General features: G+C 57.4%; 16 protein-coding genes. 8 read left to right on the top strand and 8 right to left on the bottom strand.

Annotated features, from left to right (window positions below):
- Nucleotides 1–26 precede the first annotated feature (26 nt).
- Both exbD and exbB read right to left on the bottom strand, forming a co-directional pair.
- Nucleotides 27–449, bottom strand: a complete 423-nt coding sequence (gene exbD / locus NR195_RS10165) for a TonB system transport protein ExbD (protein ID WP_010249013.1) — start codon at nucleotides 447–449, stop codon at nucleotides 27–29.
- Nucleotides 450–455: 6 nt separating this feature from the next.
- A complete protein-coding gene (exbB, locus tag NR195_RS10160) occupies nucleotides 456–1,178 on the bottom strand; it encodes a tol-pal system-associated acyl-CoA thioesterase (RefSeq protein ID WP_171820344.1) in 723 nt (240 codons plus the stop codon).
- Nucleotides 1,179–1,530: 352 nt separating this feature from the next.
- On the opposite strand from exbB, the gene NR195_RS10155 reads away from it, so the two are divergent.
- From NR195_RS10155 to NR195_RS10135, 5 genes are all read left to right on the top strand, one after another.
- Nucleotides 1,531–2,502: a TRAP transporter substrate-binding protein gene (locus NR195_RS10155; RefSeq protein WP_010249015.1), complete on the top strand. Its 972-nt coding sequence runs from the start codon at nucleotides 1,531–1,533 to the stop codon at nucleotides 2,500–2,502.
- A gap of 48 nt (nucleotides 2,503–2,550) precedes the next feature.
- The gene (locus tag NR195_RS10150; protein WP_010249016.1) at nucleotides 2,551–3,057 is read left to right on the top strand and encodes a TRAP transporter small permease; all 507 of its coding nucleotides are present in this window, start codon (nucleotides 2,551–2,553) and stop codon (nucleotides 3,055–3,057) included.
- 14 nt (nucleotides 3,058–3,071) lie between these two features.
- Nucleotides 3,072–4,358: a TRAP transporter large permease gene (locus tag NR195_RS10145; protein WP_010249018.1), complete on the top strand. Its 1,287-nt coding sequence runs from the start codon at nucleotides 3,072–3,074 to the stop codon at nucleotides 4,356–4,358.
- Between the two features lie 135 nt (nucleotides 4,359–4,493).
- Complete coding sequence (gene metC / locus NR195_RS10140) at nucleotides 4,494–5,684, top strand: cystathionine beta-lyase (protein WP_010671119.1); 1,191 nt, start codon at nucleotides 4,494–4,496, stop codon at nucleotides 5,682–5,684.
- Between the two features lie 210 nt (nucleotides 5,685–5,894).
- Nucleotides 5,895–6,557 (top strand): DedA family protein, encoded by a 663-nt coding sequence (locus tag NR195_RS10135; RefSeq protein WP_010249020.1) that lies wholly within the window; start codon nucleotides 5,895–5,897, stop codon nucleotides 6,555–6,557.
- Between the two features lie 32 nt (nucleotides 6,558–6,589).
- On the opposite strand, the gene NR195_RS10130 is transcribed toward NR195_RS10135, so the two are convergent.
- Nucleotides 6,590–7,498, bottom strand: coding sequence for an AraC family transcriptional regulator (locus NR195_RS10130; protein WP_010249021.1), 909 nt, complete (start codon nucleotides 7,496–7,498; stop codon nucleotides 6,590–6,592).
- 203 nt (nucleotides 7,499–7,701) lie between these two features.
- Here NR195_RS10130 and dkgA point away from each other — a divergent pair, with 203 nt between their 5' ends.
- Nucleotides 7,702–8,526, top strand: a complete 825-nt coding sequence (dkgA, locus tag NR195_RS10125) for a 2,5-didehydrogluconate reductase DkgA (protein ID WP_010249022.1) — start codon at nucleotides 7,702–7,704, stop codon at nucleotides 8,524–8,526.
- 98 nt (nucleotides 8,527–8,624) lie between these two features.
- On the opposite strand, the gene ftsP is transcribed toward dkgA, so the two are convergent.
- The 4 genes from ftsP to NR195_RS10105 all read right to left on the bottom strand — a co-directional run bounded on the left by ftsP (nucleotide 8,625) and on the right by NR195_RS10105 (nucleotide 14,210).
- Nucleotides 8,625–10,055, bottom strand: a complete 1,431-nt coding sequence (gene ftsP, locus NR195_RS10120) for a cell division protein FtsP (protein ID WP_010249023.1) — start codon at nucleotides 10,053–10,055, stop codon at nucleotides 8,625–8,627.
- 141 nt (nucleotides 10,056–10,196) lie between these two features.
- Nucleotides 10,197–10,934, bottom strand: a complete 738-nt coding sequence (locus NR195_RS10115; RefSeq protein ID WP_167430418.1) for a 1-acylglycerol-3-phosphate O-acyltransferase — start codon at nucleotides 10,932–10,934, stop codon at nucleotides 10,197–10,199.
- 45 nt (nucleotides 10,935–10,979) lie between these two features.
- Nucleotides 10,980–13,253 carry a DNA topoisomerase IV subunit A gene (gene parC, locus NR195_RS10110; RefSeq protein ID WP_010671122.1) on the bottom strand — a complete coding sequence of 758 codons (2,274 nt, stop codon included), beginning with the start codon at nucleotides 13,251–13,253 and terminating at the stop codon, nucleotides 10,980–10,982.
- A gap of 192 nt (nucleotides 13,254–13,445) precedes the next feature.
- Nucleotides 13,446–14,210, bottom strand: coding sequence for a transporter substrate-binding domain-containing protein (locus tag NR195_RS10105; protein ID WP_256844481.1), 765 nt, complete (start codon nucleotides 14,208–14,210; stop codon nucleotides 13,446–13,448).
- 167 nt (nucleotides 14,211–14,377) lie between these two features.
- Between NR195_RS10105 and NR195_RS10100 the strand changes: the two genes are divergently transcribed.
- Both NR195_RS10100 and NR195_RS10095 read left to right on the top strand, forming a co-directional pair.
- Nucleotides 14,378–14,959 (top strand): NAD(P)H-dependent oxidoreductase, encoded by a 582-nt coding sequence (locus NR195_RS10100; RefSeq protein WP_010249028.1) that lies wholly within the window; start codon nucleotides 14,378–14,380, stop codon nucleotides 14,957–14,959.
- Between the two features lie 48 nt (nucleotides 14,960–15,007).
- Nucleotides 15,008–15,316: a putative quinol monooxygenase gene (locus NR195_RS10095; protein ID WP_256844480.1), complete on the top strand. Its 309-nt coding sequence runs from the start codon at nucleotides 15,008–15,010 to the stop codon at nucleotides 15,314–15,316.
- Nucleotides 15,317–15,611: 295 nt separating this feature from the next.
- On the opposite strand, the gene NR195_RS10090 is transcribed toward NR195_RS10095, so the two are convergent.
- Complete coding sequence (locus NR195_RS10090; protein ID WP_010671124.1) at nucleotides 15,612–16,511, bottom strand: LysR substrate-binding domain-containing protein; 900 nt, start codon at nucleotides 16,509–16,511, stop codon at nucleotides 15,612–15,614.

The raw sequence follows: 16,511 nt of genomic DNA, 5'->3' as shown, positions 1-16,511 counted from the left end.
GCCTTTTTCCTGAGCCGGATAACCCGCTATTTCTTCACGGTTTCCATGCCCATCAGACCAATTTTCAGATAGCCCGCCGTGCGTAGCTTATCCATCACGCTCATCAGCGTTTCATAATCGACTGACTTATCCGCCTGGAAGAAAATGGTGGTCTCTTTATTGCCCTGGGTCTGGTTAGTCAGCACGTTAACCAGCGACTCCGGCGTGACCTGATCGTTACCGACGTAAAGCTGCTTATCCGCTTTAATCGACAGGTAAACCGGCTTTTCCGGGCGCGGCTGCGGCGCGCTGGTTGAGGCGGGCAGATTGACGCGTACGTCGACCGTGGCCAGCGGCGCGGCCACCATAAAGATGATCAGCAGAACCAGCATGACGTCGATAAACGGCGTCACGTTGATCTCATGCATTTCACCATCCGTTTCCAGATCGTCGTTTAATCGCATTGCCATAAGAACTTACCCTAAGCGCAGTTTCTGAGCCGTCGCAGGACGCGGAACATCAGTGGCGACGGTGCCCAGATCGATATCACGACTCTGCAGCAGCATCACCTGAGCGGCGACATCACCCAGCGAGGCTTTGTAGTTGGCGATCATGCGGGCAAAGACGTTGTAGATCACCACCGCCGGAATCGCAGCGATCAGGCCAATCGCGGTTGCCAGCAGCGCTTCGGCGATACCCGGTGCAACAACCGCAAGGTTCGTCGTCTGGGTTTTAGCGATGCCGATAAAGCTGTTCATGATGCCCCATACGGTGCCGAACAGGCCGATAAACGGCGCAACCGAACCGATGGTCGCCAGGAAGCCATTGCCCCGGCCTGCATGACGGCTGAACGCAGCGACGCGACGCTCAAGGCGGAAACTGGTGCGATCTTTAATCCCGTTGGTATCTTCCACGCCAGCCGACAGTTCAAGCTCATTCTGCGCATCATTCAGCAGCACCACACTGTGGCTGCGACCGGTAAACGACTGGGCAATGCGGGCGGCGTCATTCAGATTGCGGGCTTCGCCCAGCGCCAGATGCTCGCGCTTCAGGCGGCGCTTAGCGGCGCTGAGTTCGGCATATTTGCCGAAGAAGATCGCCCAGGTCACCACTGAGGCCAATAACAGGCCAATCATGACCACCTTTACCACGATATCGGCATGTTGATACATGCCCCAAACGGAGAGGTCCGTTTGCATCAAATCACTGGCTACCACGCTGCTTCTCCAACTTCTGATTCAGGGATGCGAGACAAGCGCGAATAATAGCAAAACGACGGCGAATTGATAGTAGTTCTCATTAGTATTTACAAAGCTGATCGACGCCATTTACCCGCAATTGACCAGGTTTAAACACTTTTGACAAGGATGTTTCGAAAATGTGAAGTTGCATGAAAATTTATTAAAACATCGTTTCAAAATGTGATGGCATTCATTCAATCAGCATTGCCGCATTTTACTGGCGCGCGTTTTCACTATGCTGGCTCCACACGGTTCTCTCCGGTTAGCCCCCGACGCCGGACGCCGTCCTACCTCAGCGGGAGACAAAATAATGAGAATGACGAAAACATGCCTGGCCAGTGCCCTGGCGGCGATGATGATGAGCGCCACCGCCACGGCACAGGTGATCAAAGTGGCTGAAGTCCAGCCTGCCGGTTATCCGACCGTGGTCGCCCTGCAGCACATGGGCGACAAACTCAAACAGGCCACCGATGGACGGCTGGAGATGAAGCTCTTCGCCGGTGGCGTGCTGGGGGACGAAGATCAGACGCTGCAACAGGTGCAGCTGGGCGCAATCGACATGATCCGTGTGTCGCTGGCGCCAGTCACCTCGATCGCCCCGGAAACCAGCGTGCTGACCCTGCCCTACATTTTCCGCGACATTGACCACATGCACAAAGTGTTGGATGGCGAGATAGGCCGCGAGATTGCCGACAAATTCGATAAAGATCCCAACGCCCGCATGGTGTTCCTGGGCTGGACCGATGCCGGTGAGCGCAACATGATTACCAAGAAGCCGCTGGCAAAACCGGAAGATCTGAAAGGCATGAAGATCCGGGTGCAGAACAGCGCCATCTCATTGGCGACGCTGAAAGCGATGGGCGCGAATCCGGTGGCGATGGGCGTCAGTGAAGTGTTCAGTGCGATGCAGACCGGCGTGGTCGATGGCACCGAGAACAATCCACCGACCTTTGTCGCCCATAACTATATGCCGGTGGCGAAGTACTACACCCTCAGCGGCCACTTTATCCAGCCAGAGATGATCCTGTTTTCAAAACGCGCCTGGGATCGCCTGAAACCTGAGGATCAGGCGCTGCTGAAGAAGCTCGGCAAAGAGGCGCAGGATGAGGAGCGCCAGCTCTGGGCGACCTATACCGAAGAGTCGATCGCCAAAATGAAGGCGGGTGGCGTCACCTTCCAGCAGACCGACCGCGACTACTTCGTCAAAGCGACCCAGCCGGTGCGCGATCAGTTTGGCGGCAAATATCAGGATCTGATGACCCGGATCGCTGAGGTGAAATAACCCTTCCGCGCCACACTGCCGTGTGGCGTGCTTAATCAGGTATCAATTATGGCTGCTTATACACGTCTGATGGATGGGCTCTATCTGCTCTGCATGCTGGTGGCCGCCGTGGCACTGATGATTATGGTGACGGTGATCCCGATCGGGATCTTCGCCCGCTACGTGATGAACGGCGCGCTCTCCTGGCCGGAACCGGTGGCCATTATCTGCATGATCATTTTTACGTTTATTGGCGCACCGGTCGGACTGCGGGCCGGGACGCATATCTGCGTTTCCATGGTCACCGATCGTCTGTCACCCGCCCGACAGCGCCTGATGCTGCGCGTCAGCGATCTGCTGATGATCATCACCTGTCTGGTGATCTTTCAGGCCAGTTACAGCCTGTGCGAAGCGATGTGGGTACAGACGCTCGCTTCATTACCGGCAGTAACTTACGGCGAGATGTATCTGCCGATTCCGATTGGCGCGATCTTCACCCTGCTGTTTGTTGTTGAGCGATTGCTGACCGGCGATCAGAGCCAGCGGCCGATTGTCACGCTGGGCGGCACCCACTAACGCGGAGCAGAAAAATGGATGCATTGATCTTGATAGGCAGTTTGCTGGTGTTGCTGATGGTGGGTTTTCCGGTCGCCTTTGCGGTGGGGCTGAGCGCCTTTATTGGCGCCTGGTGGATCGATCTGCCGCTGGAAGCGGTGGTGATTCAGGTGACCAACGGCATTAACAAATTTTCGCTGCTGACTATCCCGTTCTTTATTCTCGCGGGTGCGATTATGGCGGAGGGTGGGATTGCCCGGCGGCTGGTCAACTTCGCCTATATCTTTGTCGGCTTTATTCGCGGTGGCCTGTCGCTGGTGAACATTGTCGCCTCCACCTTCTTCGGCGCGATTTCCGGCTCATCGGTGGCGGATACCGCCTCGATTGGCTCGGTGATGATTCCGCAGATGGAGGAGAAAGGCTATCCGCGTGATTTCGCCGCCGCAGTAACCGCCAGCGGCTCAGTGCAGGCGGTGCTGACGCCACCCAGCCACAACTCGGTGATCTATTCGCTGGCGACCGGTGGGCTGGTAACTATCTCTTCCCTGTTCGTGGCGGGTATCCTGCCTGGCCTGATGCTGGGTGGCTGCCTGATGGTAATGTGCCTCGGCTTTGCCCATAAACGCGGCTATCCCAAAGGGGAACGTATTCCGTTTCGTCAGGCGCTGAAAATCTTCTTTGACGCGTTCTGGGGACTGTTTACCGTGGTGATTATTATGGGTGGCATTCTCTCCGGTATTTTTACCGCATCGGAGTCCGCCGCGATTGCCTGTATCTGGGCCTTTTTCGTCACCATGTTTATTTATCGCGACTTTAAATGGAACCAGCTGCATATCCTGCTGTTCCGCACCATTAAGACTGTCACCATCGTGATGGTGCTGATCGCCTTTGCCGCCGGATTTGGCGCAGTGATGACCTTCATGCAACTGCCAACGATTATCACCGAGGCGTTCACCAGCCTCTCCGATAACAAATATGTGATCCTGATGTGTATCAACATCCTGCTGCTGGTGGTGGGGACGCTGATGGATATGGCGCCGCTGATCCTGATCCTGACGCCGGTGCTGTTGCCGGTCGCTACCGCGCTTGGCGTCGATCCGGTTCACTTCGGCATGATCATGCTGACCAACCTCGGGATCGGCCTGATCACCCCGCCGGTCGGTACAGTACTGTTTGTCGCCAGTGCGGTCAGTAAGCAGAAAATCGAGCAGGTGGTCAGAGCCATGCTGCCGTTTTACGGCATGCTGTTTATCGTGCTGATGCTGATTACCTATATTCCGGCTATCTCCCTCTGGTTACCGCGCCTGATGGGCGTGATGTAGCGTCGGCAAAATCGGGTCCGGTAGCGGACCCGATTTTCATCCTGCGAAGCACTCTGATAATCACCATTGAGTCTCAACCCTGCTGGTCGTTTCGTGGTAACGTGAGGGCTTAGTCAGAAGCGGCAAAGGCGACTCATGACCACCAGAAAAATTGATACCACGCTCGTCAGTGCAGGACGCAGCAAGCGTTATACCCAGGGCTCGGTGAACAGTGTGATTCAACGGGCCTCCTCGCTGGTTTTTGATACGGTCGCGGAGAAGAAACGCGCCACTGCCGGTCGGGCAAAAGGCGAGCTCTTTTATGGCCGTCGTGGCACCCTGACGCACTTTGCACTGCAGGATGCGATGACGGAGCTGGAAGGCGGCGCAGGCTGTGTGCTCTACCCCTGCGGCGCGGCTGCCGTGGCGAACGCGATTCTGGCGTTTGTCGAGGCGGGCGACCACGTGCTGATGAGTGGCGCAGTCTATGAACCGACCCAGGATTTCTGTACTAAGATCCTGACTAAGCTGCAGGTTTCAACGGGCTGGTTCGATCACTGTATCGGCAGTGAAATCGGTGAGCTGGTGCAGCCCAATACCCGGGTCGTTTTCCTGGAATCACCGGCCTCTATCACGATGGAAGTTCAGGATATTCCGGCGATTGTGGCGGCGGTTCGCGCCAAAGCGCCCGAGGCGATCATCATGATCGACAACACCTGGGCGGCCGGTATTTTATTTGATGCGCTGGCGCACGGCATCGATATTTCGATTCAGGCGGGCACCAAATATCTGATTGGTCACAGCGATGCGATGATCGGCACGGCGGTCGCCAATGCGCGCTGTATCGATCAGCTGCGCGAGAACTCCTATCTGATGGGTCAGATGGTCGATGCCGACACAGCCTATATGGCGAGTCGGGGGCTGCGCACGCTGGGTACCCGTCTGCGTCAGCATGAAGAGAGCGCGATTCAGGTGGCAGAGTGGCTGGCAGCGCGTCCCGAAGTGGCGCGGGTTAATCACCCGGCGCTGGCGCAGAGCAAAGGTCATCAGTTCTGGCAGCGTGATTTTAACGGCAGCAGCGGCCTGTTCTCTTTTATCCTGCAGGAAAAACTCAGCGCGCCCCAGCTGGCGGAATATCTCGATCACTTCCATCATTTCAGCATGGCGTACTCCTGGGGCGGCTATGAATCGCTGATCCTGGCGAATCAGCCGGAAGAGCTGGCCGCGATTCGTCCGGCGGGTGGAGTCGACTTCACCGGTACGCTGGTGCGACTGCATATTGGTCTGGAGCACGTTGACGATCTGCTGGCTGACCTGGACGCCGGTTTTGCGCGCCTGACGCGTTAATAAACTCAGGCAAAAGATAAACAGACGCTAAACAGAAGATGAACCGGGTAGCGGCCACCCGCAGAGTTTGCCGGGCTGCTGCTCATTTATTGTTAAAATTTATCCCAGACCGTTCAGGTCATCAGTGAGGTCGCTGCATTTATTGCGCAGCGCCGCGACCGATTGCCTGAATGCAGACGGATAGTTCCTTGTGACGTGATGGAATAGCAAATGGGTGTTTTACACGAGATTGTCCACGCGCTCTGGCATCAGGATTTTGCCGCGCTGGCAAATCCGGATGTGGTGTGGGTGGTGTACGGCGTGATGTTCCTGACGCTGTTTCTGGAAAATGGGCTGTTACCCGCCTCTTTCCTGCCGGGCGACAGCCTGCTGCTGCTGGCGGGTGCGATGGTGGCAAAAGGGGTGATGGATTTTGTGCCGACGATGGTGATCCTCACCACCGCCGCCAGCCTGGGCTGCTGGCTGAGCTATCTGCAGGGTCGCTGGCTGGGGAATACCCGGCTGGTGAAGAGCTGGCTGATGCATCTGCCCGCGCAGTATCACCAGCGCGCGTGGAATATGTTTAACCGTCACGGCCTGATGGCGCTGCTGGTGGGCCGTTTTCTGGCTTTCATCCGGACGATCCTGCCAACCATGGCGGGCATTGCGGGCTTGCAGAATGGTCGCTTTCAACTGTTCAACTGGCTCAGCGGCGTGCTGTGGGTCGGCATCGTCGTGACGTTTGGCTATGGCATCAGCCAGGTGCCGTTCATCAAGCGTCATGAAGATCAGGTGATGGCGATCCTGATGATACTGCCGATGGTGTTGCTGTTTCTCGGGCTGTTTGGCAGCATTCTGGTTATCTGGAAAAAGCGTCGGCAGAAACAGGCCTGACGTCAGCGCGTAGCATCAGGATCCGCCGCCACTCAGGCGGACGGATCCGCTACCGTCTGCCGCACACGATTCACCTCTTCCCCTGGCGTCACGCCAAAATAGCGCTTAAATTCCCGCGAAAACTGTGAGGGACTTTCATAGCCAACCCGCACCGCCGCCGCACTCGCTTTCAGTCCATCGTGCAGCATCAGCAATCGCGCCTGATGCAGGCGATATCGCTTGAGATACTGCAGGGGCGACGTCTGCGTAACCGCTTTAAAGTTATGGTGAAAGGCTGAAACGCTCATGTTCACTTCCGCCGCCAGCGCATCGACGCTGAGGTTTTCCGCATAGTGATTCTCAATCCGTCGCAGGGCACGCGCGATCAGGCTGAATTGCGTCTGTCGGCTCACCAGTGAGAGGAGCGCACCACCAATCGGGCCAGTCAGCACGTAGTAGATAATCTCCCGCACGATGTGCGGCCCCAGCACCCGCGCATCGCGTGGCTGGGTCATCACATCAAGCAGCCGCTCAGCGGCACACAGCATCGGTTCCGTCAGCCACGCCGAGTGGATCCCTGAGGTCTGCGGCTGCGGCTGGAACTGATCGTCATCGCCGATTTCAATCAGCAGATCCTGCAGGCTGGCGGTATCGACATTAAGGCACAGCCCGGCAATCGGCACCTCTGGCGAGGCCCAGGTTTCGCACTCCACCGGCAGCGGCACGGTGAGCATCAGGTACTTGCTGGCGTCATACTGAAACACCGTGCTGCCGAGATAGCCGGTTTTGCTGCCCTGAAACAGGATCACAATGCCGGGCTGATACATCATCGGCGTACGGGGACGATATTGATTAGCGTAAATCAGCGACACATTTTCGACCGGACAAAGACGGTCGTGACCATGGGTCATTAATGTGACGACCTGCTGCGCCAGCCGGTGACACAGGGCATCGTGCGCCATAGCGACTCCTTTTACGGGCAAAAAGCCAGTGTGCCGTGCGAATGCCTGAATCACCAGCAGCCTGGAGAATCAGGCAAGAAATTTACCGGATCGGGCATGCGGCAGAACCGCTGTTGTTGCCTCAGCTAAGCAGGCTGAGAATTGTTGGCTAGACTTAAGCACAGTGAAATCTCACGGATTAACCGCAACGGAAAGGAGCAACTATGGCAGACCAACCCATTATCAAACTGCGCGATGGCAATATGATGCCGCAACTCGGACTCGGCGTGTGGCAGGCCAGCATTGAAGATGCACGTCATGCGGTGCTGAAAGCGCTGGAGGTCGGCTATCGCTCAATCGATACCGCCGCCGCCTATAAGAATGAAGAGGCGATTGGCCAGGCACTGCAGGAAACTGACGTGCCGCGAGAAGAGATTTTCGTGACCACCAAACTCTGGAACGACGATCAGCAGAACGTTCAGCAGGCGATGGAAACCAGCCTGGAGAAACTGAAACTGGAGCAGGTTGATCTCTATCTGATGCACTGGCCGTGCCCGGAAAAAGACAATTATGTCGATGCCTGGAAGAAGATGATTGAACTGCAGCAGCAGGGGCTGACCAAAAGTATCGGCGTCTGTAACTTCCATGAGGCGCATCTGAAGCGACTGCTGGATGAAACCGGTGTCACGCCGGTGGTGAACCAGATTGAGCTGCACCCGATGCTACAGCAGCGCACGCTGCATGCGTGGAACGCACTGCATCAGATCCAGACCGAATCCTGGAGTCCGCTGGCGCAGGGCGGCAAAGGGGTCTTCGATCAGGAGATCATCAAGTCGCTGGCGAAGAAATATGGCAAGACGCCGGCACAGATCGTGATCCGCTGGCATCTGGATAGCGGCCTGGTGGTGATTCCGAAGTCGGTGACACCAGCCCGCATTGAAGAAAACTTTAAGGTGTTCGACTTCCGTCTGGACAAGCATGAAGTGAGCGATATTGCCAAGCTGGACAGCGGCAATCGTCTGGGGCCGGATCCGGAAACCTTTAACTAAGGCTGGGCGTCACCAGGTGACCTCACCTTATCTGCCCTGCGGCTGGGGCAGCTAACGATTAACGCGGTCAGGCGGGCTCTCCCTGCCTGACCGCGCTGTTATGCGCTGGGCTGCACCACCAGCTGACCGGCAGTGCCGCGGTCGGCCAGTTCCAGCGTCTGACTGTAGTAGACGAACGGGAAGTGATCTGACGAACTTTGCGGGAAAGTGACCATCAGTTCCACGCTGCCATCGACCCACACCGTATCTTTCCAGCCACGATCTTCGCCCATCGGCTGTGCACCATTCACACTTTTAATCAGGAACATCACGCCCTGGATATGCAGCGACTGTGGCCGGTCAGCATGCAGGATCCAGCGCTCAAAGGTGCCCTGCTGTGCCGTGGTGTCAATGCGGCTCATATCCCAGATCGCGCCGTTAATGCCCGGCATGCTGTCACCGATGCGGAATTCACGGGTGCGAACCGCCACGCCATCCAGAATCTGATCGGCCAGCAGCCGCATCGGCAGATTATCCGTCACCAGCGGCAGCAAGCCGGTTGGCCGCAGCGTCAGGATCAGGGTTGACGTCAGAATGGAGGATGGCTCAAAGAAGCCGCGCAGCCGATCCATAATGCCCGCCGCCGTACCTGCGGTAATCGACACTTCATCGCCCTGCGACATATCCACCAGCACCTCGCGGCGTTCGCCCGGCGCCAGTGACAGGCGCTGCACCGCGACCGGCGCAGGCAGATAGCCCTGATCGCTGGCGATGACCATAAACGGGCGATTGTCGCTGAGCACCATCTCATAGCGGCGCGCATTCGAGGCATTCAGCAGACGCAGACGCACCCAGCCGCGTGATACCTCCACAAACGGATTGCGTACGCCATTCACCAGCAGCGTGTCGCCCAGGAAACCACCATCCTGCGGCGGGTCATAGACCGGCGTGGCAAAGTTATCGAGCCGCTTGTCCTGAATGATAATCGGGAAGTCATCGACGCCGTAATGCTTCGGCAACGGCAGCTGCCTGCCAATATCATCTTCCACCAGCCACATCCCCGCCAGTCCGTTATAGATGTGCGGAGCCATGCGGTTCGGCGTGTTGGCGTGATACCAGCAGGTTGAGGCCGCCTGACGAATCGGCAGCACCGGCGACCAGTCGACACCGGCTGACATCATACGCGGCGCGCCACCCATCAGCGCACCCGGCAACTGCAGGCCGCTGATAGTCATAGAGACCGGCTCGTTCAGACGGTTGCTGTAGATCAGCTTAACGTCATCGCCGCTGTAAACCCGGACGGTCGGGCCAAGATAGAGGCCATTAATGCCCCACACCGGCACTTTGTTGTTGTCGCCATTAAAAGACCAGTGGCTGCGCTGCATTGTCAGGAACAGCGGCTGGCCGCGACGGGATTCCAGCAACGGCGGAACCGGAAGTGGCGTGTCGCCATTAGCTGAAGAAGCGGCACGCGCCGCATGAGGTAGTACACTGGCGCTAAGCGCCGCTCCGGCAGAAAGCTGGATGAACTGACGTCTGCTGAAAGACATAAAACTTCTGACCCTTTACGCGTGGCGCTAAGCGCCGACCCTGTTTTTATTGATCTGTTTTTGCTGTGCTGCGTTCACGGCGGGCGGACGTGCCCCGCCGTGCGGCATCCCTGCAGGATAGTTCGGCGAATGGTTCGCCGGTCAGATATTTCCGTTTTTTTCGCGTTCTGCGACTTCGGCGTTCAGCTCTTCCAGCTTTGCCGCCATCAGTTCGCGACAGTGGGTCGCCAGCTTACGCACCGACGACGACTCGAAAGCCTTTACATCAATCGGTGGCATCATCTCAACGATTACCAGCCCGTTTTTCCAGCGATTGAGGTTGATCTTGCCATGCGTGTTAGAGACCACAATCGGAATGATCGGCACACCCGCCGCCACAGCGGCGTGAAAGGCACCGGTTTTAAACGGCAGCAGGCCACGGCCACGGCTGCGCGTCCCTTCCGGGAACATCCAGATGGAGATGCGCTTACTGTTAAACTCATCTACCAGCTGACCTATCGTGCCGCGTGCTTTTGCACGGTCATCGCGATCAATCAGCAGGTTACCGGTCAGCCAGTAGAGCAGGCCAAAAAACGGCACCCACAACAGGCTCTTCTTGCCCACCGTCACCGTACAGGGCTGCACCATTTTAGCCGCGGTGACCATGTCGTAGTTGTTCTGATGGTTCGCGATGTAGATCGCATTACCATAATTCTCAGCACCTTCCGGTCTGCGCAGTTCTACTTTAAGGCCAAATACCGTCGACAGTTTGCCGAACAGATGGCCAAATGTGGCGACATGACGCGGATTGCGCGGTGAAAACAGACACCAGATACAGCCAGATATACAGACTAAGATCGAATAGATGACCACAATAATGGCACGCAGAATCAGTAACATAGTTCCCTCATTGAGCCACGGCTGACGCGGTGTCAGCCGGGTAGTTTACGCTTCGCTATCCGGGCTCGCCGGACGCGCAGGCGCATCCAGTTCAACACGATCAATTTTTTGCAGGCCGCGCGGTAACAGCGTACCGCGACGTCCGCGATCGGCGCGGAATTTTTGTAGCTCTTCACTGCGCAGCAGCATTTTACGCTTGCCTACGTGCAGCGTGATAGCGCTGCCCGGCGGTAAAATCATCAGCCAGGCCAGTTTGTCCTGACCGGCGGCCGCTTCCGCGGATGGAATCGAGATGATTTTGTTGCCCTTGCCTTTCGACATCTGCGGCAGCTCCCCGACCGGGAACATCAGCATCCGTCCCGCCTGGGTGATCGCCAGCAGCATGTCATCTTCATGATGGACGGCCATCGGCGTCATCACACGGGCGTTTTCCGGCAGCGTCAGCAGCGCTTTACCGGCGCGGTTGCGCGACACCAGATCGCTGAAGGTACAGATAAAGCCGTAACCCGCATCAGAGGCCATCAGCAGGCGCTGATCATCCGGCTCCATCAGCACCTGTTCAACTACCGCACCCGGCGGTGGCGTCAGCTTGCCGGTCAACGGCTCGCCCTGCCCGCGCGCTGAAGGCAGCGACGTTGGATCCAGGGTGTAGCTGCGGCCGGTGGAGTCGATAAAGGCCACCGGCTGATTGCTCTTGCCGCGTGCCGCAGCCAGATAGCTGTCGCCGGCTTTGTAGCTGAGTCCGGCTGGATCGATATCGTGGCCTTTGGCGCTACGCACCCAGCCCATCTGCGACAGCACAATGGTCACCGGCTCAGACGGCACCAGCTCGGTTTCGCTCAGGGCTTTGGCTTCTTCACGCTCACGCAGCGGCGAGCGACGATCGTCACCGTAGCTGGCGCTGTCAGCCTGTAACTCTTTTTTCAGCAGGGTGTTCATCTTGCGTTCAGAGGCCAGCGTGGCCTGCAGCTGATCGCGCTCTTTTTCCAGCTCCGCCTGCTCGCCACGGATCTTCATCTCTTCCAGTTTTGCCAGGTGGCGCAACTTCAGTTCGAGGATCGATTCGGCCTGGGTTTCGCTGATGCCAAAGCGTGACATCAGGACCGGCTTAGGCTCATCCTCAGTACGGATGATCTCGATCACTTCATCGATGTTCAGGAACGCAACCAGCAAACCTTCCAGGATATGCAGGCGGCGCAGCACGCGATCCAGGCGGTGATTCAGACGACGTTTGACCGTATCGCGGCGGAACACCAGCCATTCGGTCAGGATCTCATGCAGGTTTTTCACCGCCGGGCGGTTATCCAGCCCGATCATGTTGAGGTTAACGCGGTAGCTCTTTTCCAGATCGGTGGTGGCGAACAGATGGTTCATCACCTGATCGAGATCGACGCGGTTGGAGCGCGGAACGATCACCAGGCGGGTCGGGTTCTCGTGATCCGATTCATCACGCAGATCCTCCACCATCGGCAGCTTTTTATTGCGCATCTGGTTCGCAATCTGCTCCAGCACGCGCGCGCCCGACACCTGATGCGGCAGCGCGGTAATCACCGCCTCGCCCTCTTCCTTCTTCCAGACTGCACGCTGGCGAATTGAGCCGCGACCGGTCTGATAGATTTTGCGGATCTCGTCACGCGGCGTGATGATCTCCGCCTCTGTAGGATAATCAGGCCCCTGGACAATATCCAGCAGCTGTTCCAGCGTGGTTTTCGGCGAGTCGATCAGCGCGATGGCGGCCTGAGCCACTTCGCGCAGGTTATGCGGCGGAATATCGGTCGCCATACCCACGGCAATCCCGGTGGTGCCGTTCAGCAGAATATTGGGCAGGCGCGCCGGTAACATCTTCGGCTCCTGCAGCGTGCCATCAAAGTTCGGCTGATAATCGACCGTCCCCTGACCCAGCTCACCCAGCAGCAGCTCGGCATATTTTGACAGGCGGGATTCGGTGTAACGCATCGCCGCGAACGACTTGGGATCATCCGGTGCCCCCCAGTTACCCTGGCCATCGACCAGCGGATAACGGTAGGAGAACGGCTGCGCCATCAGCACCATCGCTTCATAGCAGGCGCTGTCGCCGTGCGGATGGTATTTACCCAGCACATCACCTACGGTACGCGCCGATTTTTTGAATTTTGCGCTGGCGCTCAGTCCCAGTTCGGACATGGCGTAGACGATACGTCGCTGAACCGGCTTTAATCCGTCGCCAATGTAAGGCAGGGCGCGGTCCATGATGACGTACATCGAATAGTTTAAGTACGCATTCTCGGTGAATGTGTGCAGGGCAAGACGCTCTGCACCATCCTGAGTCAGTTCACTCATTAATTTCTCATCCTCACATCGTGGCCCACAACGGCGGGACACCCGGCGGTGGTTTGGCGAGGATAGTACCTTATTCGCTGGTGTTAGTCACAGGGGAAGCGCGGGAGAGCAGGCGTCCCGCCGCGCGATTTTATGTGCCGGAGGCACGCCGGATTCAGACCGGCAAGTGTCTGACCTGTCTGCGGAAGTGGATCAGGGCTTTGCGCCCATCCACTGGCGGGCAATGTCACGATATTCGCCGGTGGCGGTGCTGAGATGCAGCCACTGATCGACATAGAGCTTCCAGCTGATATCGTCACGCGGAATCATGTAAGCCTTCTCGCCATACTGCAGCGGTTTGTCGGGATTGATCGCACAGAGCGTCGGGTAATGCTGCTGCTGAAAACGCGCTTCAGAGGCATCGGTGATCATCACATCCGCCTTGTTGTCCACCAGTTGCCGGAAGATGGTGACGTTATCGTGGAACAGCGTCAGTGAGGCCTTTGGCAGGTGGCTGTGCACAAAGGCTTCGTTGGTGCCGCCTGCCGGTTCAATCAGTCGCACGTCAGGCCGGTTGAGCTGTTCGATGGTCTGGAAGCGATCTTTATCGCTGCAGCGCACCAGCGGGATTTTGCCATCCACATCCAGCGGCCGGGCGAACCAGGCGGTCTGCTGGCGTTTCAGCGTGACGGAGACGCCGCCGACGGCGATATCACACTGCTTTGCCAGAAAATCGGGCATCAGGTTTTTCCAGCTGGTTGGCACCCACTCCACTTTCGCGCCGAGCGAGGTAGCCAGCGCGTTCGCCATGCTGATATCCAGCCCTTCATACTGACCATCGGGTCGCAGGAAGCTGTAAGGCTTGTAATCCCCGGTGGTGCAGACCTTAAGCGTTTTAGAACTGAGGATGGTGTCGAGATGAGATTGTGCCTGGACAGCACCGGTGGCCAGCAGCAAAGAGAGGACAATTTTTTTCATTTTGCGTTTTTCTATAATTGTTTCACAGTGAGTTTGCCTGCCGATGGTGCCATAAACCGGCGCATTGTTGCTTCCACAGCAAAAGTGTTGTGATCAACCTCCCATTTTTCTGCGACCCCAGCGCGCGTAAGCTAAGCGCCATATTCAGGAAATGAGGCAAACAATTCATGAGCAAGATTTTAATTATCGATGGCGGCAAAACCTTTGCCCACTCTAAAGGCGAACTGAACCACACGCTGACCGACGTTGCGGCCAGCCAGTTGCGTGACATGGGGCATGAGGTGTCTGTGACCCTGGCTGACAGCGACTACGTGGTCGCAGATGAAGTGCAGAAATATGTCGACAGTGATGTGGTGATTTATCAGATGCCTGGCTGGTGGATGGGCGAGCCGTGGACTGTGAAGCGTTATATCGATGAAGTCTTTACCGAAGGCCACGGCTCGCTCTACGCCAGCGATGGCCGTACCCGTTCTGATGCGGCAAAGAAATATGGTTCCGGCGGTCTGCTGCAGGGCAAAAAATATATGCTGTCGCTGACATGGAATGCGCCGCTGCAGGCCTTTACCGACCCGGAGCAGTTCTTTGAAGGCGTCGGCGTCGACGGTCTTTATCTGCACTTCCACAAAGCCAACCAGTTCCTGGGTATGGAAGCGCTGCCGACCTTTATCTGCAACGATGTGATTAAAGCGCCGGACGTGCCACGCGATATTGCCGCTTATCGGACCCATCTTAGTCGCGTTTTTGCGTAAGATGGCTGGGGGACACCCCCTATTTTCCCATGAAAGAGGAATTCGCGAATGTTAACAGTCGTTGCTGAAATTTGTGTCAAACCCGGTCGCCGTCAGGCCGTGCTGGATGCGGTGAAAAAACTGATCCCGCTGGTTTTAGAAGAAGAAGGCTGCCATCAGTATGACGCGCTGCTGGACCATCAGGCGCAGGTGCCGTGGAAACAGAACTCGCCGGACTCCATTTTTATGCTGGAACAGTGGGAAACGCTGCGTCATCTGGAGCAGCATCAGCAGATGCCGCACATGGATGCGCATCGCGCCATCATTAAAGATGATGTGGTGGATGTGGAGATTCTGGTGCTGGAACCCAGCGCCTGATTCGTGCTGAAGGCTTAACCCCTTTTCGGTAAACGGGGTCAGGCTGCTGACAACCTCAAACCTGAGTGCCTCTGGCAGCAATGAATTAGCTCAACGCGAAGGGAACACGGTCAGAAGAGGAAAGCGTCCCGCGCCAGGGATGGCGCGGGTAGAGCGACCAGGGACTGGCTTGAGCGCCTTTCCGATCTGACCGTGTTCCCTGTGCAAGCACAATCTCACAGCGAATCCGGCCAGACTTGCCAGCATCTCAAAACCCCTGCCCTATGACAGGGGTTTTTTATTATGCCAGGAGAGATCACAGCAGCTGACGCCGATCAATCTCGGTGCGGAGAAAATCCAGGAAGCAGCCGATACGCGAAGAGAGCGTGGTGTTGCGGTAATAGACCGCATGCACCGGCAACCGCAGCTCGCGGGTTTCAGCGGGGAGAACCGGCACCAGCCGGCCTGCCGCGCAATCTTCCCGGCTGACAAAGTCGGAGAGGCGTGCGATCCCCTGTCCTGCCAGCGCCAGCTGCCGGATGGTTTCGCCGCTGGAGGCAGAGATTGTGGGCTTAATGCGCATGAAATCGCCATCAGGCTGCCAGATCGGCCAGACGTTGTGCGCCTCAAGATGGCTGAAGCCGATGATTTGATGCTGCGCGAGATCGGCAACGCTCTGCGGGGTGCCCGCTTTCGCCAGATAGGCCGGACTGGCCATCAGCCGGATCGCACTGCTGCCAAGCATCCGGGCGCGCAGCGTAGAGTCGCGCAGTTCGCCGATGCGAATGGCAATATCCGTTTGCTGCTCCAGCAGATCGATCAGGATATCGTCAGTATTCAGTTCAAGCTGGATCAGGGGATAGCGGGCGCGGAAATCGTCCACCAGCGGCACAATCACATGCAGCATAAAAGGGGTGGCGGCGTTTACCCGCAGCCGCCCTGACGGCATCTCGCGCCGCAGGGCTATCTGCTCTTCGGCCTGCTCAACCGAGGCCAGGATCTGTCGCGCATGCTCCAGAAAAACCTGTCCCTCTTCGGTCAGCGCCAGCCGTCGGGTGGTGCGATGCAGCAGGGTGGTCTGCAGCTTGCTCTCCAGCCGGGACAACGCCCGGCTGATGCCCGAACTGGTCTGCGCCAGCTGGGATGCCGCCGCGGTAATAGAACCGCTGTCCACCACCGCCACCCAGGCGCGTAATTCTTCCAGGGTAATTTTCAC

Source organism: Pantoea sp. Ft-CA_14 (assembly GCF_024520875.1).
In the GTDB taxonomy this organism is placed as follows: Bacteria; Pseudomonadota; Gammaproteobacteria; order Enterobacterales; family Enterobacteriaceae; genus Pantoea; species Pantoea agglomerans.
Note: the sequence above shows the minus strand (reverse complement) of the source record. Positions and strands in the feature narration are given on the sequence as shown.

Excerpts from the sequence above, each read along its gene's own strand:
- exbD (WP_010249013.1), bottom strand. The coding sequence starts at position 449 with ATGGCAATGCGATTAAACGACGATCTGGAAACGGATGGTGAAATGCAT.
- exbB (WP_171820344.1), bottom strand. The coding sequence starts at position 1,178 with ATGCAAACGGACCTCTCCGTTTGGGGCATGTATCAACATGCCGATATC.
- NR195_RS10155 (WP_010249015.1), top strand. The coding sequence starts at position 1,531 with ATGAGAATGACGAAAACATGCCTGGCCAGTGCCCTGGCGGCGATGATG.
- NR195_RS10150 (WP_010249016.1), top strand. The coding sequence starts at position 2,551 with ATGGCTGCTTATACACGTCTGATGGATGGGCTCTATCTGCTCTGCATG.
- NR195_RS10145 (WP_010249018.1), top strand. The coding sequence starts at position 3,072 with ATGGATGCATTGATCTTGATAGGCAGTTTGCTGGTGTTGCTGATGGTG.
- metC (WP_010671119.1), top strand. The coding sequence starts at position 4,494 with ATGACCACCAGAAAAATTGATACCACGCTCGTCAGTGCAGGACGCAGC.
- NR195_RS10135 (WP_010249020.1), top strand. The coding sequence starts at position 5,895 with ATGGGTGTTTTACACGAGATTGTCCACGCGCTCTGGCATCAGGATTTT.
- NR195_RS10130 (WP_010249021.1), bottom strand. The coding sequence starts at position 7,498 with ATGGCGCACGATGCCCTGTGTCACCGGCTGGCGCAGCAGGTCGTCACA.
- dkgA (WP_010249022.1), top strand. The coding sequence starts at position 7,702 with ATGGCAGACCAACCCATTATCAAACTGCGCGATGGCAATATGATGCCG.
- ftsP (WP_010249023.1), bottom strand. The coding sequence starts at position 10,055 with ATGTCTTTCAGCAGACGTCAGTTCATCCAGCTTTCTGCCGGAGCGGCG.
- NR195_RS10115 (WP_167430418.1), bottom strand. The coding sequence starts at position 10,934 with ATGTTACTGATTCTGCGTGCCATTATTGTGGTCATCTATTCGATCTTA.
- parC (WP_010671122.1), bottom strand. The coding sequence starts at position 13,253 with ATGAGTGAACTGACTCAGGATGGTGCAGAGCGTCTTGCCCTGCACACA.
- NR195_RS10105 (WP_256844481.1), bottom strand. The coding sequence starts at position 14,210 with ATGAAAAAAATTGTCCTCTCTTTGCTGCTGGCCACCGGTGCTGTCCAG.
- NR195_RS10100 (WP_010249028.1), top strand. The coding sequence starts at position 14,378 with ATGAGCAAGATTTTAATTATCGATGGCGGCAAAACCTTTGCCCACTCT.
- NR195_RS10095 (WP_256844480.1), top strand. The coding sequence starts at position 15,008 with ATGTTAACAGTCGTTGCTGAAATTTGTGTCAAACCCGGTCGCCGTCAG.